This window comes from Pantoea sp. ACRSB (assembly GCF_022346905.1).
In the GTDB taxonomy this organism is placed as follows: Bacteria; Pseudomonadota; Gammaproteobacteria; order Enterobacterales; family Enterobacteriaceae; genus Pantoea; species Pantoea piersonii.
Genome location: NZ_JAKRNL010000015.1, coordinates 1 through 22,041, shown reverse-complemented (window position 1 = coordinate 22,041; position 22,041 = coordinate 1). Strand labels below are relative to the sequence as shown.

The window sequence follows — 22,041 nt, the reverse complement described above, 5'->3', positions numbered from 1 at the left end:
GTTCAGACGACTGCGCTGTTACTTCTGAGCGGTAAACACTCTGAAGGTCGCAGCATCAGACGCGGCATGCTGAGCGGCTTTCGCTGCAGCTTTATGTGTAAAATGCTCACCGTGCCGGCTAAAAATGAATTCATCGCCTGGCTGGCCTTCAATCAACGTTCTAGCCATAACAATGGCGTGATAACGTTGATCGTCAAACCAGACGCGTGAACGGAATTCATAATGACCGGAAGGTGAAGCAAGCCACGATGTTCCCCTGAGTGCAGCCTTAAGGTCAGGACATTCAGATGCAACGCGGGTTGCAACGGAAAGAACCAGATCGAATGGCGTACGCAACTCATTCAGAAACGAGCGGGTTATTGACATAGTTTCTCCAGAAAACAGAGAAACATTTGCCCTGTCGGGAATGTTTCCCCGAAGGACGAAGGCCGGAGCCGGATGGTTGAATGTACCTTCATCGCCAGGCAGTAGGAGCCGTGATTGACGATATCTGCTTCCAAAGGCGAGCAGATGTACCACACTGATGTGTTCTCCCTTTCAGGCTACAGGAGTGTTGTTTGTAGCTACCCGAAGGCGGTCATCTCAAGCTACAGACCATTGGTGGTTGTCCGAAGACAACGTAAGAAACGTTTTAATAATAGCGTCTGCTTAAGGCAAATTACAAGAGCCCTTTATTCATCTGGCTCATCTGTCCGGTTATAAACCCGGGCAACGTAAGCACCACGTCCATCGCCGTGTCCAAGATCCATTGATACAAGCGCCTCAGCTTCTTTACGACTCATGCCATTCTCAAGATGATGGTTTACAGCATCCTGTGAATAAGCGTATCTGAGACTGTGCGGCGCATGAATTCCGGTCATTCCACTTTCACGTAATACGTTATGAAAACGATCAAGCGCCTGATGAAGCGTTGGCTTATCGATTAACTTACCATTATTCTTTTCTATGTAATGAATAGCTTCATTTAATAGCTTAACAACCTTGTCTTTCTCAAAAATGGTGGCATCACGTGGACGCCCACCTTTAGAGCCAAACACAACGCGTACATTATCATTGCCGGCTTCAAGACTTTTCCGCCAGGTTTTTAATGACTTTGCCGACTGAACCGTTTCCTCCGCACGCAAACCAATATATCTGGCGAGCTGTACACCTAAAGCAACCCCCCTATCTTTCTCTGAAACCGTCAAGACAATTTCTTTAAGACGTTCATCAGAAATGGCAACTTTAGTGCCTTCGCGACTGGCTCCAGATATATTTAGCGCCTGATTACTCAATTTCTCATGCGATGGATTAGCCAGGACGTTACGCCCACCTTGAGAAAGGATTGAACGTAATGCGGCCATTTCATTTTGCAGCGTCCGGGACGAGATATTTTCATCCTGACGACTACGAATATAGTTTTCGATATGTTTGGTTTTAATATGGCTTACGTCCCGAATCTGAATATTAAGGGTTGCCAGTCGCTCCGAAAAGCGACTGGCAATCTTTGAACGATCAGAAACCGTTTTAAAACTTCCTCCGTCCTGACGTGCGAGCGTGACGAGCTGCTTACCTAATTTTCCGGACATTACTTTTCTCCATCAGAACCCACAGCTGTTGGCCCGCTAACCCACAGGTGTATGACTCTGAATCTGTACATCTCTTCCCCGATGACACGGTTGCTTTTGCGCTTCCTGCGTCTCGACTGGTATCTGTGCATCGGGGCGGCGAAATGTTGAGTTCTTGCGAGGCTCCCCAGGTCTCTGACCTGTTTGCGGCTTGCGCCGTGCTGACGTTAGTCAGTCTGCCTCCGTACACCAGTTTCCTGATGTCGCCATCGATACCGAGTCGATCATTCTCCTTCTAGTAAAACGCCCTTAACGGGTTGTTCGTTAACGTCGCGTCATGGTTGATAAATAGCCAGTTGAGCATCTGAAAACACGTAATACGTGCACGTCAGATTGTACCGGCATGCTGAAAACCGCACTGTACGTGGGTTTGGTCGTTATGCGCTGCGCGCGTCACTTTGTTCTCGTTTCACTCGAACCAAAGTGACGCCGCGCAGCTTCATGCTCCTAATGCGTCTTCCGCAAGCGCCCAAATGTTCCAAATGGGCTTATGCGTCATAGCAAAAGTCGTATGCAGCTCAGGGCGTATCCCTGGAAATTCTCATAACGTAGGTGAATTAAGGCATCTTTGTGGACGCCTTTTAGCTTGCCAGGCGTAGGTAAAAGCCCAGGCTTTGAAGTGATTAATGTACCTTCATCGTCGCGTCGTAGGTGCGCATTTTCTGACGATATCTGCTTCCAAAGGCGGGCAGATGTACCACACTGATGTGTTCTCCCTTTCAGGCTACAGGAGTGTTGTTTGCAGCTACCCGAAGGCGATCCTCTCAAGCTACTGGACCATTGGTGGTCGTCAATGACGACTTACTTCACTTATGAGCTTAGCAATTTATTGAGGAAAATGTCAAAATGATTTCACAATGATATCTTTAGCCTAACAATATAAATTCATAAAGGTAAAACAATGGGATTTGACCTTACTCAATTAAACGATGTAAAGACATGGCTGGCACCTTTAGTTACTTTAACTATAGGAATAAGTGGATTTATAATGACCACTCGCGCTCGAAAAAAGCGTTTCTCTAATGAGAGAATATCTACTCTCAAGGATATACAATCGCTCCCAGCATCTATTTCTGATGAAAAATATATAAAGGAAGCTGTAAGCAATGAAATGCGCCTCGCTGTATTACATGATTTAACAGGAATAAAGGAAAAAAAAGAAGCGGAAACTTTCCTTCAGATAGTTTCATCTACAACCCTAGAGACAGAACAACTAATTTTGATCAGGAAGGCTATATTGGCAATATCCTTAGCAAAGGATGAAAAAAAAGAAGTTATTAACGAAAATGAAAATGAAGATGAAGACACCAACCCAACAGATCAGACAGCGGTCAATCATAGACACACTGACATAATAGTAAATACACAACTACTGAAATACTCGTCTTACCTTAAATGTACTTTAATCACATCACTATTTGTAGCAATAGTGTTCATGCTATACACTCTGATAGAAAAACTTAAAGGCATTGACTATTTATCTGCTTCTTTATCTTCAATATTAGTTATTGTTGCAACTATTCTATTGGCTTATATAGATACATGTTGGGTCTGGCCTTGGCAGGTTGATAAAGTTAATGAGCTTGCTAACGTTATAAACGAATCAATATATAAAAAATTATCCAAAGAATTAAAAAAAATCGATTCCTATATTACATAAACGCATATCTTACTTACCTGCAAACATCACCTTATAAGTCATAAGCTGGCATTTAAATATGTCAGCTATATTTAGTAGGCGTGACAGCTTTTAACATGAGAAATAGCCATATTTATCTCATAGGGAAGCAGCGCAGCGCGCAATAATATCCGATTAAACAAACAACCATACATTTAGGATCGCCGGGCGCCGCAGCGGGTTCGCCGGTGCCCCATGTAGGAAACAGCCCTACTTTGCAGGCAGTCGGGCGCTGCAGCGGGCGCGCCGGCGCCAGGTGTGGGAAACAGCCCTACATTCCGGTCCGCCTGGCACCGCAGCGGGCGTGCTGGCACCCGATTTGGGAAACAGCCCTACATTCCAGTCCGCCTGGCACCGCAGCGGGCGCGCCGGCGCCCGATGTGGGAAACAGCCCTACATTCCGGTCCGCCTGGCACCGCAGCGGGCGCGCCGGCGCCCGATGTGGGAAACAGCCCTACATTCCGGTCCGCCTGGCACCGTAGCGGACGCGCCAGCGCCCGATGTGGGAAACAGCCCTACATTCCGGTCCGCCTGGCACCCTAGCGGGCGCGCCGGCGCCAGGTGTGGGAAACAGCCCTACATTCCGGTCCGCCTGGCACCGTAGCGGGCGCGCCGGCGCCGGGTGTGGGAAACAGCCCTACATTCCGGTCCGCCTGGCACCGCAGCGGGCGCGCCGGCGCCAGATGTGGGAAACAGCCCTACATTCCGGTCCGCCTGGCACCGCAGCGGGCGCGCCGGCGCCCGATGTGGGAAACAGCCCTACTTTGCGGGCCGCCGGGCACAGCAGCGGGCGCGCCGGCGCCAGATGTGGGAAATAGCTCTACTTTGGAGGCAGCCAGGCGCTGCAACGGGCGCGCCGGCGCAAGGTGTGGGAAACAGCCCTACTTTGCAGGCAGCCAGGCACTGCAGCGGCCGTGCTGGCACCCGATGTGGGAAACTGCCCTACATTCCGGATCGACTGGCACCACAGCGGGCGCGCTGACACCTGGTGTGGGAAACGGCCCTACTTTGCAGGCCGCCGGGCGCTGCAGCGGGCGCGCCGGCGCTAGGTGTGGGAAACAGCCCTACTTTAAGGGCCGCAAGGCGCTGCAGCGGATGCGTCGGCGCCAGGTGTGGGAAACAGCCCTACTTTATGGGCCGCAAGGCGCTGCAGCGGATGCGTCGGCGCCAGGTATGGGAAACGGCCCTACATGGCGGCCAGTTGGCGACGCAGCTGATGCGCCAGCGCCGGATATGGGAAACAGCCCTACTTTGCGGGCCGCCGGGCACCGCAGCGGGCGCGCCGGCGCCAAGTGTGGGAAACAGCCCTACTTTTTGAGCAGGGTTTAATTAGGCAGGAGGAGAGCAAATTTAAGCCAATAAGACTGAAATCAAATATTAAATTACTGTTTTTGATGAATATTAAATATCAACTTGCCGCTAGACTCAGCTTGATAAGATACGCTCAGAGGGGTTTTATCATTTATTTGCCTTAAAGCTGGCTCAAGAAATGTCCGCTTTAGCTCTGCAAGGTTTGCTTTCTGAGAGTCAGGTAACATGAACCTTTCTGATAACCAATCATGCGAAGTGACCCATATCTGAGAGCTTCTGAACTGACATAAGCTTTCATAAAGCCGAACGGTCCGGGGGTTCTTGAGGCTTCCGCAATCTCTTAATGAATAGGTTGTGAATTGATTGCCAAGAACATACAGATAAGGCAAAACTTTATGATTAAACTCGATCTCCCATAAACCTTTACTCGATCTGCCGCCGGCTTCAGTCAGCCACGGGCGCGCGATAACATCATGACGACCGCTTTTAGGGTAAAAAATGATGGAAGAACGTGACAGTTCAAACACGCCCTCTTTAACATCACGGCTTGCCTGGTTTCGGGTTACGTTAAAAATATCTTCATAATCCGAGACTGCAACGGTGAAAACAGGGTTAGCGGACTCGTCTTCATCTGTGAAATAAGTCTGCATAAGGCAGAGCCATAAAACCCGCTTTGCTTTCAAAGATAAATGATAAGCAGCCTCGGTTAGCTCGTTAGACTGTTTAACATTTATCTTTTTTTTCAGGGCATTAGCCATGTCCGTTGCCTTCTGTGGGTTAATTTATGACCCCCACAATACCAGCCAGTACACACAAGTCAACTAATTATTAACTTCAATGTGAACTAGGGCTGATTCCCATAGTTACTAGGGCTGATTCCCATAGCTACTAGGGCTGTTTCCCATAAGATCTAGGGCTGATTCCCACATAAAGTAGGGGCAATTCCCAAAATTAACCATTAATTCCCTTTAAAATTCAATAGATTAACTGTGCCTAAAAAGCTTTAAAAAGCATTAAAATACTAATTAAAAAGCCTTTAAAATTTAGCGCTGTGGATAAGTGGATAAGTCACATTAGCATTGAAACCGACGCCGCTTTGCTCTGTCGGTCAACCCCTCGGCAGCACAAAACAAGTTTTGTACTGCCTCACGGTTTTCGCTAAAGGCATCAAGTGAAAACATTCAAGTACAGTTACTTTATACTTGTGTTGACCAAATTCAGCATTACACTTAGCCTTCAAAATATGTAGATACTTAGGTGAGTTATGGCGCAGAAAAGACAAATGACGCAGCAGGAATGGGATCGACTTTCACCCATAATGTCTACTTTTGCACATATCACCACAGAAATTGGTTATGCAGTTCTGGTTAAAGGAGAGCGGCAAGCTGATGTAGCTATCCGTGTTGACCGTACAAAGCAAAACGTAGCGAATGCTGTAAAAAGGATCTGGGAACTATACCAGCAGTTTACCCTTAATGATGGCGAAGACTTAGAACTGGTTAATTTATGGCTTCCTAAGAAAGAAGCTGAACGAGTAAAAGAATTGGCATCTAAGTATCCGATAAATAAAGATAAATTATAGATACCGGAGGAGGCTATGGCATTCCAATCTCCTGCCACAAACTACGCTGAAAAGCGTATTGATTTCACTAATCTCGTTTCACTTTCGCCACACTCTACGTACGTTTGGGAATGTACAAACGATTATCCTGCATGCGGGATCCTCAAAGGATCTTTGCTTGCGGTAGACCGCAGCCTGAAGCCAAAACATGGCAATTTAGTTATTGCGAGTGTGGATGATGAATTGGTAATAAGAAGGCTCCTTCTAACGCCAGCTCCGGCCCTGCAAACTCTTACAGGCCAATGTATGATCACTCCCATCAAAGAAGGCTATGAGTCGCCAATCTGGGGCGTAATAGCCTATGCCTTAACTGACTTGGCTGGGTTAGGTTTCTCTCAAATCGAACCTGCAGCCTTGGATCTACCAAACGAGTAACTTGCAAAGAACAGTGGTTCGATAAATACTGTATTTATAAACAGTATAAATTTGAATCTGACTATGTTTGCACTTGCTGATGCCAATAATTTTTATGCCTCTTGTGAAACGATCTTCAGGCCAGATTTGCGCGGGAGACCCATTTGTGTGGTCTCAAACAATGACGGCTGCGTAATTGCTCGTTCCGCAGAGGCCAAGGCATTAGGCATCAAGATGGGCGATCCCCTTTTCAAAAATGAGCGTTTTTTCCGCGAAAAAGGCGTTCATATTTTCTCCAGTAACTATGCGCTTTATGGCGACATGAGCCAACGTATGATGGCTATTCTTGGTGAGATGGCACCAGGGCAAGAGATCTATTCCATTGATGAAAGCTTTCTCGATGTATCCGGTATTGCTAGCTATATGCCGCTGCACGATTTTGGTGTTCAAATGCGAGAGCGTGTTAAAAGGGATACACACTTAACGATTGGTGTTGGATTCGGCCCTTCTAAGACCTTAGCTAAGTTGGCAAATCATGCAGCTAAAAAGTGGAGTAAAACAGGCGGTGTTGTCGATCTATCCAATGCGGAACGCCAGCGCAAACTGATGGATTTACTACCTGTCAGCGAGGTTTGGGGGATCGGAAACCGGCTTGAAAAAAAACTCTCACAAATTGGAATAACTAAAGCTCTTCACCTCGCTGATGCAAATGTTGCAATGATACGTAAGCACTTTGGGGTGATCCTTGAAAGAACCGTTCGTGAGCTTAACGGAGAGTCCTGTATAGCTCTGGAAGATGCTCCTCCCCCCAAACAGCAAATTGTGTGCTCCAGGTCATTCGGCCAGCGTATTATCGCGCTTGAGGATATGCAGCATGCAGTTGTAATGTATGCAACGCGGGCGGCCGAAAAGCTTAGAGAACAGAATTCAAAGTGCAAACACATAGGCGTTTTCATAGCTACTGGCCGGTACGGTAACGAACCTCAATATGCCAATTCAGCGTCTTTTACCTGTCATTATCCGACCAGTGATACCCGTGATATCGTGTCTCTTGCTATAAAAGGTCTGGATACTATCTGGCGTGAAGGTTATCGATTTGCCAAAGCTGGAATCATGCTTAGCGATTTTTACCAATCCAATGTAGCCCAGTTAGACATGTTTAGTGAACAGCTGCCGCGCGCTAACGCTGACACACTAATGAAGACTTTAGATACCATCAATAATTCCGGGTTAGGGAAAGTTTGGTTCGCAGGGCAAGGAGTAAATAACCCCTGGCAGATGAAGCGCGAAATGCTCTCTCCTCGTTATACAACCTGTCTGAATGAATTGCCCAAAGCGAAGTAATATATCCATAATCTTATGAAAAACGAAAGCAACCCAATCTAAGTTAGTTTTCATAAGAAGTTCCCATTAATTTCTTCTGCCGATCACGCAACATACCTCCTTCAGAAAAGAAAAAAAACCTCAGAATGCATTCTTCTCTCGCTCTCGTTATGGGTTCAATTTGAGAGCGTATTGCTACCACTGATTACTCGATCTTACATAAAATTGATTTGGTTCTCAATTTGAGCCTGAAAGTGATTTAAAAGCAGTCTTCTGTTGACCTTCTAAGTCAACTAAAGTACACTTCATAGGTGGTTTTCTTGTTTTTGCTCTCATTTTGAGATTGAAAGTGATCGGCTTAACATGATTTCTCAAATTGCTCTTGAAGCTACTTAAATGGAGAAGGTATGAAAATTTTTGTTGATGATGGCTCTACAAATGTCAAAGTGGCATATGAAGTTGATGGTAAGAGAAAAAACGTAATAAGCCCGAATAGCTTTAAACGCGGCTGGTCTGTTCAGTTTGGAAATCAGCAAATTTATAATTACTCACTTAATGGGGAAAACTATACCTTTGACCCAATTAGCCCAGATGCATTAACAACTACAAATGTTGCTTATCAATATGGTGATATTAACGTTATTGCCATACACCATGCCCTCTTGATGTCTGGGATTCAACCGCAAGAGGTAGAACTAGTGGTTACACTGCCTTTAGCCGAGTATTACGATAAAGATAACCAGATTATCGAAGAAAATATTAAGAAAAAAATTAGTAACGTTATGCGCCCAGTTTCCTTAAAAGGAGCTGAGACATTTACTGTTAAAAGCGTTACAGTTCTTCCTGAGTCAATCCCGGCCGGTTTTGAAGTTGTTAAAAAGCTCGATCCGACGCAATCCCTTCTTATTGTCGATTTAGGCGGGACTACACTCGATATCTCACAAGTCCGTGGGAAAATGAGCGGTATCTCCAAAATTCATGGTGATCCAAAGGTCGGGGTCAGCATTATGACTGATGCAGTCAAAGATGCTCTTTCAATCGCCAAAACTCAAGGCAGCAGCTATCTGGCAGATGATGTCATCATTCACAGAAATGACAGTAAGTATCTGAAAAATAGAATAAATGATGAGTCTCATATTTCCACAGTGGAAAATGCTCTTAAAGAATCAGAAGCAAGCCTAACTAAAAGAGTTCTACAAGCAATTGACGATTTTCACGGTTATACGCATGTCATGGTAATTGGCGGTGGAGCTGCAATTGTTGCGGATGCAATTCAGAATCATACAACTGTGCAGAAAGATAGATTCTTTATTGCCGAAGAGCCCCAATTTGCTTTAGTTAATGGTATCTATCAAATCGGGTAATTTCAATGGATACCAGACGGAAGCTTACTTACTACATACATCCCGAGGACTTTAAAGGGGATAAACTGCTCTGTGATAAGCTTAGTTCCCTTGAAAAGTCAGAAAAGAGCCGCTTATTACGAGCGGCTACAATCGCAGGGTTTGCATTATTTAGGCAGGATGAGCGTATACCCCATTTATTAACAGCTTTGCTTGACGAAAACACTACTATGGCCGAGATCATACAGGTTATTAGCAGTGTCAAACCGGATGCATTGGGTGCTGGCTCTGTAGAACGGCATGAAGTGGTGCAGACATTACTAGAGTCTATTCTGGTTCATGTAGCCAACCTAAAAAGTGAAGCAGTCGTAAAGGATGCGGCTCCGCCTCGCGCGCCAGAATTCGATGCGGAATCTGAAGAAACACGGCGCAATGCCTTGAATATGTTTCATCAGCCTATCTCGAAATCATAACAGCAACACTGCTATGTTATAGCAGTGTTGCAAGCATCAATAGTTACATCATACTTGTGTTGGTCATCTTTAATGCATATAAGTGCTAATATTAACATAAAGGAGAAAACATGGGGTTAATCTACATTGTGTTAGAAGTATTAATGCTAACTGGCTTAGTCGGAGCATTTTTCTATATTGCTAGAGAGCTCTTCAAGCCTCAATGCGCTGAGTTAGTTATTGAAAGTTGCACTGCCTCAAGCCATTCGGTGCTTGTTATTCTGCTTGTATGTTTATTAATAGTTATCTTTGGGTTAATCTTTAAGAAGGTTCGTAGTCTATCAAGAACATAAGCTTATTTTATGAGAGGTCGTTTTGGATATAACTTATTATACTTTTAAAGAAGATGAATATCGGGCTGTTAGAGAAGTTGTTAAAAATGAAATGCAGAGAATATGGGGTGATCTGCTTGACAGAAGTAATGAATCGCTCGAAGATGACAAGGTTTTCTTAAGTTATTTCGAGGAATATCAACCACTTATTACCGGCGATACTTTAGCTGATGATTTAAAGAAAGCTTCTGTTAATGTACCAATGAATAAAGAGAAAGTTGCTGCATTTATTTATAAGGCGCGAAATGGTAAGTATCCATTTGAAGTAAAGAAAAGCGAAACGAAAAAATGGTTGGAATGCTATTCTGACTCGACAAATGAATTATCAAGCCTTGTTTGGGTAGATGTTGAATCTATTGATGAAATAAGTATATCTACACTTTGGTCAGAAAAGTCTGCAATTAACATATCAACTGTTAAAGGAAAGTTATTTAGAGCTAGCAAATATTCAATACCAGATCTTCTTATTGAGAACGCTCTTCTGGAGCTGATTGCTGTAATAAGTAAAAAGTAAAGTTGTATATGGAGTTGTAAATTTGGTCATCTGATATCGGCCTTACTGAGATCACAGTATTCCCGTCATTCGCCTTCATGAAAAGAAGCCCAAAGCCGCCGCTAGGCGGTTTTCTTTTGCCGTTCACCCGGATTCGTGTTTACAGGTATTCTGCCTACCATCACACAAAGACGAAAAAAGGCGGGGTGGAAAACCCCGCCTTTGTTCAAGTTCCTTCAGCCCTTAAGGGCGTCCGGTCAGTTGCTTGATAACAACGATAATGCGTAAGCTGACGTGCAGTATCTGCAATATCAGCAGGATAGATCCCAGCGTTATCACTTTAAGCTTCTCCCTTTCAGGAGAGCGCCACACGCCGCTTATGCCCTTGAGCTTCCCCTCGCGGCGCGTATCAATTACGAGTCGATACATGCAGCACCCTATGAGTGGGGGCAGACCGGACGGCTCCACCCGTTTCCGGCCGGGAGAATCCTTTAGGCTTCACCCGATGGCACTGCATAAGCGCAACTCGCGTTGTCATTATAAGGTCAACGATGGGTTGACGCTATATTGACGGGGCCGTCAATAGTGCTAAAATTGCTCTACGAGTCGATACATGCAGTACCCTGTTTCAGCGCGCGGCCTCCAACCGCACCCGGAACTGAAAATAAACCTGGCCTTCCAAGCCGGGTTTTTTTTCGCCTCAAAGCTGCCGTTTCCGGCACAAGTCAGATCCTAAGCGCATTTCATTTATTCCCCTAACTTTTTTGCCTACAGAATGCGCCGTTTTTTCTCCTTTTCCCGTCATCCGGTAAAACGCCTATAAGACCGAACCGTTCAATCAGGCGTACTATCGGGTTATACTGAAGTCTTACGCAAAGCTTATGATCCATCGTTCGCAGCGGCTCTTATACAAAAGCGCCAAATAAAGTCTGGTCATTACAATCTGAAGGTGCATTATGGAATGGATTGAGGTTGCAGATTCAGCTGTAAAAATAGGTCTTACCGCCCTGATAACCTCGGTGGCGTCATATTTTTTTCTGAGAAAAAATCACAGCCACGAAGTTGATAAAGAAAATCGTGTTCTGAAGCAGGCCAAAGCAGAAGAAAGCAAGGCAAACTATAGTCAGTTTTTGACGCATTCCATAATGCTTGTCCAAAAATACAGAGACGTAAGCTGTGATGCTCAGGGTTCGGACTACATTGAGTTTCTAAATATATATAACAGAATACAAATTACCTCTCCCAACTTAATTTCACTAGGGGCATATAATCTCCTGATTGCAGTAAATGAATTTATAGTTATAAGAAAGAACGAGCAGGAGTGGGAACTCTTAAAAAAAATGCGTGAGCGCATAGATCTCCGCACAGGTGAATTTCAGTGCATAGCGCGAGAGTATCTGTCCGGAATGGAAAAAAACCAATAAGGTGTTGTTTTATATGAAGATATTAAAATCAGCTCTTCCTGTTATTTTCTTTCTCCTATTTACTACGTTTAACGGCGTTCTGTTTTATTATTCAAAGGTGACGGCGGGTGAGGCGATAACTTTTTTCACCCTGTGCGCTGTTATCAGTTTATTGCTTTTTTTCTCGCCCGAGATTCAGGAGTTTTCCATCGCCGGGAACATTGTCAAGCTTAAAGAAGTCCGTAGAGATGCTGACAAGGCCATAGCTGAATTACAGGCATCACGCATCGCTATGTTCAAATTCTTACTTGAGAGCAGTAAAAAATTCAGCGGAGGATTAGGCAGTATTTCGCCTAAAGATGAGAGGATAGATGACTTTCTCTTTTTATATGAGAATATTGAAAGCTCAGGTCTGATTAATGAGCTATCAGAAAAAATAGCAGGCTGCGCAGAGTTATTCATGAAAGCGCAGGTTTACAACTGCGCAAGTAATTATACTCAGGTTGATTACAGCCGCACTTATACACCTGACGAACTTACTAATGAGGCTCTGCGCAGCGAGAATATACGGACTGACAATAACCGCACTGAGGAAGAAAACCGCAGGCTGATCTTGGAAGCTGTTTCGCATTACCGCACTCTTTACGACATCCTGCAGAAGACCAGGCCGCAGTTCCCATGAAAGGGCAATGTCGTATTTGCGTCCTGTCCGGGCATTCGGTAAAACGCCAATTCTACCGAATTGCCCGACTTATCCACCGTTTCTGTGGATAACGCTATATGTGGTGTCCGCGCCAGCTGCCTGGCATATTAGATGTAGTGCCGGGCAGGCGGTAACTCTTTCCTGATGGGGCGATGTTCTGCACCCGCGCCGTCCGGCCCGTTCGGTAAAACTTCCCTGGAGGAAGGTTTCCCAGAATGTGAATTCGCGCCAGCAGAATTTATTCTCTTGACTTATCTAGAAAGAATTTAAAGGTGATTCCAAAATTTGTATGACTTATATGTATACCTAAATGTCATACATGAGAGGCCGTTTACGTACTCCTACTGCATCATAGGTTTTTCAGCATTGTAACTGCGTCCGTTTCCGGCATGTGAAACTGCACTCTGTGCCGGGCTGCGACATCCAGCGCAAAAACCTTCGTGTAGACTTCAGTAGATTTCATGCTTTTGTGCCCCATCAGACTCTGCAGCGCCTTCAGCGGAATGCCCGCATAAAGCATGTGCATGGCGTAGCTGTGGCGGAAAGTATGCGGCGTCACCGGTACGGAGAACGTGACTCCGTCACCAGCTGCGGCGGCGACGGCTTCATTCAGCCAGGTCCGCACTGTCCTGTCAGTCACCGTCCAGAGCCTGACCTTTTCGGTACGGCCCGTCTCGGGATTGCGTCGCTCAAGCGGAATTTTCAGCGTGGCGACCATCATCTCCAGCTGGGCCACGTACTGCGGATCGGAAAGCGGAACCAGCCGGTGAGGGACCACGCCTGACGGCGCGCGTCCAGGCCCGCGAGCTGCTTTTTCACCGCGCTGCTTCAGCGTGGCCAGCTGCACATAAGGGTAGGGCGGCGCCAGACTGAAATCTCCCCGGGTCAGTGCAAGTGCTTCGTTAATGCGAGCCCCCGTATTCCAGAGCGTAGTGAACAGCATTTTGCGGTGCAGATCCGGCACGTAGTGAAGCAGCGCACTGACCTCCGGAGCCAGCAGGTACTGCGGGTATTCATCATGCTGCGCGGCCATCTGGCGCAGCGCGAGCGCTGCCGGGTAATCAATCGGAACCGGAAGCTGATTCAATGTGGATGAGCCGGTAAATGAAGGCAGCACAGGCAGGTTCATTCGGTCTCAACTCCGTCACTGTTTAAGGGCTCTATGTCTGTTTGAGTGTTACCCCGTCCGCCGAAAGGCATGTCTTGTATCTCTTTGAGGTCACCTCCCCAGCCGGTAAACCAGCCGTCCGGATCCTTACCTGTAAACACCTGCTGCAGCCAGCCGGATGTGGCACGGCGGCGGAAATCCTGAAAATAAGCCGGGTGATGCTGACCCACCACGGACCAGAAATCGAAGCTGTCATCCACCTCCCAGTCGAACGCGTTCATGGAGCGGTGTGCGCAGCTTTCTTTGAGGAAAAGCATAAAAGCGAGCAGCTTGCCGTGGCCGGTTCCGCCCGAGCCGTCTTTACAGAGGTTAAATTCTGCGGTGACCGTTCCCAGCGCCATACGTCCCGTCTCCGAATGAATACGCAGGCAGATAAGCGTCCCTTCATGGCGCCCGCGGCTTATCCGGATAAACTCAAAGGCATACCGGGCGTTATCGCCGGCCGGCAGAAAAAAACCGTGATAATCCATGCCCAGGTCAGCCACCGGGAACGGCGTCTCTCTGCCGTCGAGCAGCCACCCGGCGCTGGCATCAAAATTCTCGGCGATGGCATCGGCAAGATGAAACGGCAGTTCCTTATTTCCCTCCATGATATCCATCAGAAGGCCGGGCGACGTATCCAGCTGCCGGGCCAGCTTTACGAGTTCAGGTATTCCCGCTTTATCTGCGCGCCCGGACGTACGGTAACAGTTATCCGCGATCAGCCGGTCAAACAGCCAGCGCAGGCGCCGTCCGGTTTCCTGCTGCCAGCGGGCGCGCTCAGACAAAACCGCTCCGTTTTGTCCGGGAGGCGGATAGGCCGCCGCCAGCGCCATACGGATTTCTCCTTCCAGCGAGCGCTCATTTTTCATTGCTGACTGCTCAATGCGCTGATAGAGCGCATCGTCCACGTTACGGGCCTGAATTTTTGCCATGACTCAACCTTTCTTCCTTATGCATACAATGGACAACAGACTGAACGAAAATGACAGCATGTATCAAGATAAAGGATATTATTTACTATTGCATTCATTATGAGTCAATGTGTATGCACTTACAATCAGGTGAGATAGTATCAGTTAAAACTGTTTCACTATGCAATTACCGCACGCCCATCCCGTCAAGATCCGACTTTTTCCCGATACGGCAGTAACCGGAAGCGTAACACGGCGGCGGGGCGCGGCAAAGCCCTCTTCAAGGGGACGCTGAATCCGTAAGGACACTATATCTGGTAGCCTGAGCAACTGAATTAACCACTAAATATAGTGCCCTGCGCAGAAAACCGGCGAAGGAGGCAGCAGATCCGGTTCTACCAGAAATCGGATCTTCAGGTTAAGGGAAGGGAGTCAACGCAAAAATATCAATAATCATTATTTATTATTGCCACGGTAGCACTATTGTCATATATGCAATAATTATCAGATTCTGTTATCTGAAGAGTCAAATCTCAAGCTGCTGACCGCTCGCTCTCATTAGTAAACTGTTAAATGTGTTTCAGATGCAGATCAAAGAATGATTAACCGGTGATGAAAATAAAATGAAGCCGGAACGGGATCACCCTAATATGAATGAAATTATACGGCGCCTCCGGGCATTCATCAGTGACTGAATAAAGGTATCAAGGAATGTATCCCGTATTTGAGAATGGATCCTGCGGTAATGGTCCCAACTTATTGATAGTGTTTTATGTTCAGATAATGCCCGATGACTTTGTCATGCAGCTCCACCGATTTTGAGAACGACAGCGACTTCCGTCCCAGCCGTGCCAGGTGCTGCCTCAGATTCAGGTTATGCCGCTCAATTCGCTGCGTATATCGCTTGCTGATTACGTGCAGCTTTCCCTTCAGGCGGGATTCATACAGCGGCCAGCCATCCGTCATCCATATCACCACGTCAAAGGGTGACAGCAGGCTCATAAGACGCCCCAGAGTCGCCATAGTGCGTTCACCGAATACGTGCGCAACAACCGTCTTCCGGAGCCTGTCATACGCGTAAAACAGCCAGCGCTGGCGCGATTTAGCCCCGACGTAGCCCCACTGTTCGTCCATTTCCGCGCAGACGATGACGTCACTGCCCGGCTGTATGCGCGAGGTTACCGACTGCGGCCTGAGTTTTTTAAGTGACGTAAAATCGTGTTGAGGCCAACGCCCATAATGCGGGCGGTTGCCCGGCATCCAACGCCATTCATGGCCATATCAATGATTTTCTGGTGCGTACCGGGTTGAGAGGCGGTGTATGTGAACTGTAACTGCCATGTTTTACGGCAGTGAGAGCAGAGATAGCGCTGATGTCCGGCAGTACTTTTACCGTTACGCACCACCCCGTCTGTAGCTGAACAGGAGGGACAGCTGATATAAACAGAAGCCACTGGAGCACCTCAAAAACACCATCATACACTTAATCAGTAAGTTTGCAGCATCACCAAAACTGCTTTATAAATATACAGTATTTATCTTTAGGGATGTTGCTATGAATATAGTGTCACTGTTTGTGAGGATAATATCAATTATCCTTTTCCTTTGTGCGATACCGCTGATTATCGGAGGCGGCTATCTGATTTCTCTGGGAGGATCCTGGTACTACCTGATATCGGGGATTATTCTGCTTATTTCATCTGTCCTGCTATTTAAGGGTAAAACAGCAGGTGTTCATCTGTTTTACCTCCTGTATTTTGTGACCATACTCTGGACCATGTACGAAAGCGGCACCGACTACTGGGGCTGGATCCCCAGACTGTCAGTGCTTACGGTGATCGGCTTATTGCTATCGCTGGCCCTTCCGTCACTGAATAATGGTCAATATAAACCTCTGAGTCGCGGTCTTGCAGGGCTGTTTGTGGTGATTTTTATTGTTGCATTTGCATGGGCTTTTGTACCTTTCCAGAGTTTTCAGTCAACTGACGCGCCTCCGAGTGCTCCGCTGGCCAGTCAAGACAACCCACCGGCAAACTCACAGCCGGACAGCGACTGGACTTACTATGGCCGAGATACACATGCCACCCGCTTCTCACCTCTTAAGGAAATTAATACCGGCAATGTGGCCAAACTGACCCGGGCATGGACATACCGTACCGGTGATCTTCCGCAACCCGGACAGGCTAATAAGTGGGCTGCCGAAAACACCCCGATTAAAGTTGGTGATGCTGTTTATGTCTGCTCAGCACGTAACAACATCATCAAGCTGGATGCAAAAACCGGCAGACAAATCTGGAAACATGACAGTGGTGTAAAATATGAAAGCATACCTTACACCGCAGCCTGTAAAGGTCTGACTTGGTATACGTCTAAGATCGTGCCGGAAGGGCAGTCTTGTCATAATCGCCTGATTGTCGGCACCTTGGATGAACGTCTGCTGGCAGTGGATGCTCAGACGGGTGAATCCTGTACAATGTTTGGTGATAACGGTCAGACTAACTTGTTGACCGGTCTGGGACACACTGTACCTGGATTTGTTGCAGTCACTGCGCCGGTACCTATTGTTAACGGTGTGATTATCGTTAACCATGAAGTGCTGGATGGCCAGCGTCGCTGGGCACCTTCAGGTGTTATCCGTGGTTACGATGCCGAAACAGGTAAGTTCAAGTGGGCCTGGGATGTGAATAATCCGAGTGTGCATAGCGAACCGACCGGTGACAAATATTACAGCCGCGGCACACCTAACTCTTGGGCAGCTATGACCGGAGACGACAAACTGGGGCTGGTGTATGTACCGACCGGTAACTCAGCCGCTGACTATTACAGTGCCATGCGCTCGGAGAATGAAAACCGCGTTTCCTCCTCTATTGTTGCACTGGATGTGAATACAGGCGATGAAAAATGGGTATTCCAGACCGTCCATAAAGACGTCTGGGATTATGATCTGGGCTCACAACCGACCTTGATTGACTTTCCCGGTCAGAACGGCCAGTCAATCCCGGCGATCATCGTTCCCACTAAACGGGGGCAAACATTTGTGCTGAACCGATCTACCGGAAAGCCGTTGAGCAAAGTGGAAGAAAAACCGGCACCGGCCAGTGTCATTCCTTCTGATCCACGTACCTCGACTCAACCCTGGTCAGTAAATATGCCACGTCTGGGATTAGAACCACTCACCGAATCGAAAATGTGGGGGATATCACTGTTTGACCAACTGGCGTGTAGAATTAAATTCCGCCAGGCAAGCTATGTCGGAGAATTCACTCCTCCATCTCTGGACAAACCATGGATCGAATACCCCGGATATAACGGCGGAAGTGACTGGGGAAGTATGGCTTACAATCCTCAGACAGGGCTTTTAATTGCTAACTGGAATAATACGCCGATGTATGACCAGTTGGTCACCCGTAAGAAAGCCGATGAACAAGGTCTTGTATCGATTGATTCTCCGGCACATAAACCGACCGGCGGTGGCGCAGAGGGTAACGGTGCAATGGCTGAGACCCCTTACGGAATTAATGTTTCACCATTCTTTGCCCCAGCCACCAAGATGCTGTGTAACGAACCTCCTTACGGGATGATTACTGCCATCAATATGCATACCCAGAAAGTGGTATGGCAGCATCCGTTAGGCAGCGCGGAAAATAATGGTCCGTTTGGTTTACCGACCAAATTACCGATCAATATCGGTACACCAAATAATGGCGGTCCAATTATCACTGCCGGTGGTTTAACTTTTGTTGCCGCGACCACTGACAATAAGATTCGCGCCTATGACAGCAATACCGGAAAGGAACTATGGAGCGATACGCTGCCTGCTGGCGGCCAAGCGACCCCAATGACCTATTCGGTAGGCGGTAAGCAGTATCTGGTGATCATGGCCGGTGGGCACCACTTTATGGGTACCAATGTCGGCGACTATGTAATTAGTTACGCTCTGAATTGATTATTCTATAAAAAGCGACGGTCCTGCCAGATGACGGGACCGTTTTTTTACATCAAAAGTGGCTTTGTTGAATAAATCGAACTACCGTTCTAGTAAGAATAGCTATGGAAATTTCATCGAAGACCGCCCTATTTAACATAAGAGTGCGTTATTGTCGTCTCAGCACAATTCACACGCGTCGTGTACGCTAAGCCTTCATTTTGCTCAGCACAGGACCGCGATCTTATGTTGGTGACTATGACAGACAAAGAACTTTACCGGCTTGGCATCATTCAGCGAGTATTTGACCGGGCTTTGATTCAGCGCGACGCTGCAGATATTCTTGAACTCAGTGTTCGTCAGGTGCAGCGTCTTGTGCGCCTGTACCGGACAGATGGCGCAACCGCGTTTGCATCTTCCCGCCGTGGACGTCCTGCAAACAACCGGATCGATGAAGAAACACGCTGTAAAGCCCTGGATTTGATCCGGTGCCACTATTCAGATTTTGGCCCAACGCTCGCAACCGAAAAACTGGCTGAACGCCATCATATTCATCTCTCTGTTGAAACCGTCCGTAACTGGATGACAGCCGACGGTCTCTGGCGTCCTCATTCCCGCCGGCGAACCCGGGTTTACCAGCCACGCTATCGTCGCGACTGTCTCGGCGAACTGGTTCAGATCGATGGCTCTCACCATGACTGGTTCGAAGGCAGAGCCCCAAAATGCTGTCTTCTGGTCTTCATGGATGATGCCACCGGTCGCCTGATGCACCTGCGATTCTGTGATTCAGAAAACGCGTTTGACTACATGATGGCTACCCGGCAATACATTGATAAACATGGTAAACCTGTCGCATTTTACAGCGACAAGCATGCGGTGTTCAGGGTCAGCGGACCGGAAAGCCGACGTACCGGCACAACCCAGTTCGGACGGGCTCTCCGGGAACTGGCGATCGAATTGATTTGTGCCAACAGCAGCCAGGCAAAAGGTCGCGTGGAACGGGTAAATAAAACGCTCCAGGATCGCCTGATTAAAGAGATGCGCCTGCAGAACATCAGCTCGGTTGCTGAAGCCAATCAGTGGATTGAACATTTCATGTCCGATTTTAACCGTCGTTTCTCCCGGCCGGCAAAATACCCTAAAGATCTGCACCGTCCGGTCACACAGAGTCCACTGGAGCTGAATGATATCTTCGCCTGGCAGGAGCTGCGGACCTTATCGAAAGCACTGACTTTTCAGTATGATAAAGTGATGTATATCATTGAACCCACTGAACAAAATTCGCGCATAGCAGGTGAAAAAATTACCGTTTATGATTACCCTGACGGAAGCATTGCTTTCCGGCATCTGCACCGGCCACTGGGCTATAAGATTTTCGATAAACTGGCCTGCGTTGATCAGGGTGCGGTTGTTGACAACAAACGACTGGGTGCCGTTTTGAAACTGGCGCAGCAGAAACAGGACGAACTGGAGGCTGAAGGAAAGCGAATGCGCAGCAAAAAAATGCCCCGCAGGCGTGCCCAGGAGCGCGTACTGGAAGAGCTAAGGGCGATCAATCCGGTGCTGCCAGCCCGCAGGATTTTGTCCCCAGCCTGAAGCGATGAGCCCTTCCCTCACCTGCAGATCTGACACGGCTGAATGATGAGAGAAAAATGGACGATAAAAAACCAGTGCTTCTGACATTACATGAAGCGTTGCGCCTGGATTTGATTGAGGCCTATGTGGCGCGGGAAATTACGCTGGCAGAAGTGGCGGAATCCATGGAGCTCACCCGTCGTCAGTGCTCCCGCCTGATTAAACGCTATCGTGAGCTGGGGCCAGCTGGTCTGGTCAGCCGGCGCCGTGGAAAGCCCGGCAACCATCAGTTAAACACCAGCATCAGAGACCAGGCCCTGCAGCTTATTCGCTCACGCGGCCGGGGTATGAATCCGACAGCAATCTGGCGAATACTGACCACAGAATACAGTGTCCGGATTTCAAAAGAGACCGTTCGGAAACTGATGATTACTGAGAAAGCCTGGCATCCGCGACCATCCTCCAGGCCTGACTAAGACTAAAGAAGGAATTTTCCAGACTCTCCCAGACGTCATCTCTGACTTGTTTTGAGCACGACATTTCAATATTGGCTAGACATAGTGTGTTGATACGATCGAGCCAGCCCGGCCACCGGTAATGGCCACCACGATCGCTGTGTATTACCGGTTTATCATGTTCGTTGAGCGTATCGAGTGCTTCATCGAGCATCGTATTCACCAGCGTCGCGTCCGGGCGTGTTCCTATCGACCAGCTTACAACCTGGCCATCAAAGCAGTCGATAACCGGCGACAGATAGACTTTTCCAGCCGGAAGCTGGAACTCCGTAATATCGGTCAGCCACTTCTCATTTGGCCTGCAGGAACTAAAATCCCGGGCGAGTAAATTTTCCGGTGCCGGGCCGATTTCGCCACAGTAAGAGTTGTATCGTCGTCGCCTGGTGCGCTTAACAACGAGCTGCTCTTCTGCCATCAGTCTGCGGACAACCTTTTCAGAAATAACCCTGTTGTTACCGCGAAGCATCGCGTGAAGGCGCCGGTAGCCGTAACAGCGGTAATTCTCCTCAAAGATATCGGCCATGATCACGCGTATTTCCGCATACTTATCGCACAGACGTTTGCTGGCTTAGTGGTAAAAATAACAGCTGCGGGCAAGTTGCAGAACGCTTAGCAACTCAGCAACGGGGTACTTTTTCTTAAGGGCATCAACTATCAGGGTTTTCTCCCTGTTTTTCAGTGTCAGAAAGCTGATGCCAAGATCTTTTTTTATCAGTTCATACGCCTTTGTCAGTATGTCACGTTCGAGCTGCAGCTGATGAACCTGCTGCCTGAGTCGCTGGATTTCACCGAGTAAAGCATCCTGATTTTTATCTTGAGGGGCTGCCTTTCGTTTGCGCATGGATTGATAAGCCTCGTCACTGATAAGGTCTTTCTTCCATTTGTACAGGACCGGGACGCTGACGCCTATGCTTTGTGCAACTGAAGGGGGCAGCGAGCTGGGAATTGTCCGGAAGGGGACAGCATCATCCTGCGCCCCGTCCGGCCGACCTTGGGCTCGCTTGCGCAGCTGGAAAATCTCCTCGCGGATAATTTTTATGATTTAAAGAAGGCGGTTATAGATAAAATGGGTACTGGCCCGGTGAGTACGCAGACCGCAACCGTGCCGTTGCTAATCAGCGGCTGAGCGGAAGCAATGCACGGTGGAAATGGACAACGGAATATAACCGTCGCTCGATAGCGGAAACGGCAATGTACAGAATGAAGCAGTTGTTGGGAGATTCACTGACGCTGCGTGACTACGATGGTCAGGTAGCGGAAGCTATGGCCATGGTGCGTGCGTTGA

18 protein-coding genes and 3 pseudogenes are annotated in these 22,041 nt (G+C 47.8%); 14 read left to right on the top strand and 7 right to left on the bottom strand.

The annotated features are described in order from the left end of the window. Positions 1-18: 18 nt before the first annotated feature. On the bottom strand, positions 19-366 hold the full coding sequence (locus MHZ89_RS21895) for a hypothetical protein (protein WP_135778128.1): 348 nt from the start codon (positions 364-366) through the stop codon (positions 19-21). Positions 367-671: 305 nt separating this feature from the next. Further along, complete coding sequence (locus MHZ89_RS21890; protein ID WP_311784604.1) at positions 672-1,568, bottom strand: integrase domain-containing protein; 897 nt, start codon at positions 1,566-1,568, stop codon at positions 672-674. Positions 1,569-2,508: 940 nt separating this feature from the next. On the opposite strand from MHZ89_RS21890, the gene MHZ89_RS21885 reads away from it, so the two are divergent. After that, the gene (locus MHZ89_RS21885; protein WP_311784603.1) at positions 2,509-3,267 is read left to right on the top strand and encodes a hypothetical protein; all 759 of its coding nucleotides are present in this window, start codon (positions 2,509-2,511) and stop codon (positions 3,265-3,267) included. A 1,400-nt stretch (positions 3,268-4,667) separates the two neighbouring features. Here the strand turns inward: MHZ89_RS21885 and MHZ89_RS21880 are convergent. Continuing rightward, entirely contained in the window at positions 4,668-5,354 is a 687-nt protein-coding gene (locus MHZ89_RS21880; RefSeq protein WP_101827021.1) for a replication initiation protein, read from the bottom strand. Between the two features lie 524 nt (positions 5,355-5,878). On the opposite strand from MHZ89_RS21880, the gene MHZ89_RS21875 reads away from it, so the two are divergent. From MHZ89_RS21875 to MHZ89_RS21840, 8 genes are all read left to right on the top strand, one after another. Then, on the top strand, positions 5,879-6,178 hold the full coding sequence (locus tag MHZ89_RS21875; protein ID WP_233453724.1) for a TrfB-related DNA-binding protein: 300 nt from the start codon (positions 5,879-5,881) through the stop codon (positions 6,176-6,178). Between the two features lie 15 nt (positions 6,179-6,193). Next, a complete protein-coding gene (locus tag MHZ89_RS21870) occupies positions 6,194-6,592 on the top strand; it encodes a S24 family peptidase (RefSeq protein ID WP_311784602.1) in 399 nt (132 codons plus the stop codon). A 63-nt stretch (positions 6,593-6,655) separates the two neighbouring features. Continuing rightward, the gene (umuC, locus tag MHZ89_RS21865; RefSeq protein ID WP_311784601.1) at positions 6,656-7,915 is read left to right on the top strand and encodes a translesion error-prone DNA polymerase V subunit UmuC; all 1,260 of its coding nucleotides are present in this window, start codon (positions 6,656-6,658) and stop codon (positions 7,913-7,915) included. Between the two features lie 386 nt (positions 7,916-8,301). Next, entirely contained in the window at positions 8,302-9,258 is a 957-nt protein-coding gene (locus tag MHZ89_RS21860) for a plasmid segregation protein ParM (RefSeq protein WP_311784600.1), read from the top strand. 5 nt (positions 9,259-9,263) lie between these two features. Then, positions 9,264-9,710 carry a plasmid partitioning/stability family protein gene (locus MHZ89_RS21855; RefSeq protein WP_311784599.1) on the top strand — a complete coding sequence of 149 codons (447 nt, stop codon included), beginning with the start codon at positions 9,264-9,266 and terminating at the stop codon, positions 9,708-9,710. A gap of 354 nt (positions 9,711-10,064) precedes the next feature. Next, on the top strand, positions 10,065-10,595 hold the full coding sequence (locus MHZ89_RS21850) for a hypothetical protein (RefSeq protein ID WP_311784598.1): 531 nt from the start codon (positions 10,065-10,067) through the stop codon (positions 10,593-10,595). Positions 10,596-11,530: 935 nt separating this feature from the next. Continuing rightward, positions 11,531-11,998 (top strand): peptidase M14, encoded by a 468-nt coding sequence (locus tag MHZ89_RS21845; protein ID WP_311784597.1) that lies wholly within the window; start codon positions 11,531-11,533, stop codon positions 11,996-11,998. 13 nt (positions 11,999-12,011) lie between these two features. Continuing rightward, entirely contained in the window at positions 12,012-12,659 is a 648-nt protein-coding gene (locus MHZ89_RS21840; RefSeq protein ID WP_311784596.1) for a hypothetical protein, read from the top strand. Between the two features lie 370 nt (positions 12,660-13,029). Here MHZ89_RS21840 and MHZ89_RS21835 read toward each other — a convergent pair whose 3' ends face one another. From MHZ89_RS21835 to MHZ89_RS21825, 3 genes are all read right to left on the bottom strand, one after another. Then, complete coding sequence (locus MHZ89_RS21835) at positions 13,030-13,809, bottom strand: site-specific integrase (RefSeq protein ID WP_311784595.1); 780 nt, start codon at positions 13,807-13,809, stop codon at positions 13,030-13,032. Beyond that, a complete protein-coding gene (locus MHZ89_RS21830; protein WP_311784594.1) occupies positions 13,806-14,762 on the bottom strand; it encodes a FitA-like ribbon-helix-helix domain-containing protein in 957 nt (318 codons plus the stop codon). The genes MHZ89_RS21835 and MHZ89_RS21830 overlap by 4 nt, the downstream gene beginning before the upstream one ends. Positions 14,763-15,497: 735 nt before the next feature. Then, a protein-coding gene (locus MHZ89_RS21825; RefSeq protein ID WP_225511120.1) for an IS1-like element IS1A family transposase occupies positions 15,498-16,195 on the bottom strand; the annotation gives its coding sequence in 2 pieces (ribosomal slippage) (positions 15,498-15,946 and positions 15,946-16,195; 699 coding nt in all). Between the two features lie 101 nt (positions 16,196-16,296). Here MHZ89_RS21825 and MHZ89_RS21820 point away from each other — a divergent pair. The 3 genes from MHZ89_RS21820 (at position 16,297) to MHZ89_RS21810 (ending at position 20,717) form a co-directional block, all read left to right on the top strand. Then, the gene (locus MHZ89_RS21820; protein WP_080181288.1) at positions 16,297-18,687 is read left to right on the top strand and encodes a membrane-bound PQQ-dependent dehydrogenase, glucose/quinate/shikimate family; all 2,391 of its coding nucleotides are present in this window, start codon (positions 16,297-16,299) and stop codon (positions 18,685-18,687) included. A 225-nt stretch (positions 18,688-18,912) separates the two neighbouring features. After that, positions 18,913-20,262 carry an ISNCY family transposase gene (locus tag MHZ89_RS21815; RefSeq protein ID WP_139777995.1) on the top strand — a complete coding sequence of 450 codons (1,350 nt, stop codon included), beginning with the start codon at positions 18,913-18,915 and terminating at the stop codon, positions 20,260-20,262. 56 nt (positions 20,263-20,318) lie between these two features. Next, positions 20,319-20,717, top strand: a complete 399-nt coding sequence (locus MHZ89_RS21810; RefSeq protein WP_080181299.1) for a helix-turn-helix domain-containing protein — start codon at positions 20,319-20,321, stop codon at positions 20,715-20,717. An 88-nt stretch (positions 20,718-20,805) separates the two neighbouring features. Here the strand turns inward: MHZ89_RS21810 and MHZ89_RS21805 are convergent. After that, positions 20,806-21,678 (bottom strand): annotated as a pseudogene (locus MHZ89_RS21805) (IS3 family transposase); the annotation flags it as partial. Position 21,679: 1 nt separating this feature from the next. On the opposite strand from MHZ89_RS21805, the pseudogene MHZ89_RS22725 reads away from it, so the two are divergent. Continuing rightward, positions 21,680-21,772: pseudogene (locus tag MHZ89_RS22725) on the top strand (AbrB/MazE/SpoVT family DNA-binding domain-containing protein); the annotation flags it as partial. A 52-nt stretch (positions 21,773-21,824) separates the two neighbouring features. Continuing rightward, positions 21,825-22,041, top strand: a pseudogene (locus MHZ89_RS21795) (IS5/IS1182 family transposase); the annotation flags it as partial.

Bases quoted from the DNA above. Each gene is read 5' to 3' on its own strand.
- MHZ89_RS21895 (WP_135778128.1), bottom strand. From the start codon at position 366: ATGTCAATAACCCGCTCGTTTCTGAATGAGTTGCGTACGCCATTCGAT.
- MHZ89_RS21890 (WP_311784604.1), bottom strand. From the start codon at position 1,568: ATGTCCGGAAAATTAGGTAAGCAGCTCGTCACGCTCGCACGTCAGGAC.
- MHZ89_RS21885 (WP_311784603.1), top strand. From the start codon at position 2,509: ATGGGATTTGACCTTACTCAATTAAACGATGTAAAGACATGGCTGGCA.
- MHZ89_RS21880 (WP_101827021.1), bottom strand. From the start codon at position 5,354: ATGGCTAATGCCCTGAAAAAAAAGATAAATGTTAAACAGTCTAACGAG.
- MHZ89_RS21875 (WP_233453724.1), top strand. From the start codon at position 5,879: ATGACGCAGCAGGAATGGGATCGACTTTCACCCATAATGTCTACTTTT.
- MHZ89_RS21870 (WP_311784602.1), top strand. From the start codon at position 6,194: ATGGCATTCCAATCTCCTGCCACAAACTACGCTGAAAAGCGTATTGAT.
- umuC (WP_311784601.1), top strand. From the start codon at position 6,656: ATGTTTGCACTTGCTGATGCCAATAATTTTTATGCCTCTTGTGAAACG.
- MHZ89_RS21860 (WP_311784600.1), top strand. From the start codon at position 8,302: ATGAAAATTTTTGTTGATGATGGCTCTACAAATGTCAAAGTGGCATAT.
- MHZ89_RS21855 (WP_311784599.1), top strand. From the start codon at position 9,264: ATGGATACCAGACGGAAGCTTACTTACTACATACATCCCGAGGACTTT.
- MHZ89_RS21845 (WP_311784597.1), top strand. From the start codon at position 11,531: ATGGAATGGATTGAGGTTGCAGATTCAGCTGTAAAAATAGGTCTTACC.
- MHZ89_RS21840 (WP_311784596.1), top strand. From the start codon at position 12,012: ATGAAGATATTAAAATCAGCTCTTCCTGTTATTTTCTTTCTCCTATTT.
- MHZ89_RS21835 (WP_311784595.1), bottom strand. From the start codon at position 13,809: ATGAACCTGCCTGTGCTGCCTTCATTTACCGGCTCATCCACATTGAAT.
- MHZ89_RS21830 (WP_311784594.1), bottom strand. From the start codon at position 14,762: ATGGCAAAAATTCAGGCCCGTAACGTGGACGATGCGCTCTATCAGCGC.
- MHZ89_RS21820 (WP_080181288.1), top strand. From the start codon at position 16,297: ATGAATATAGTGTCACTGTTTGTGAGGATAATATCAATTATCCTTTTC.
- MHZ89_RS21815 (WP_139777995.1), top strand. From the start codon at position 18,913: ATGTTGGTGACTATGACAGACAAAGAACTTTACCGGCTTGGCATCATT.
- MHZ89_RS21810 (WP_080181299.1), top strand. From the start codon at position 20,319: ATGGACGATAAAAAACCAGTGCTTCTGACATTACATGAAGCGTTGCGC.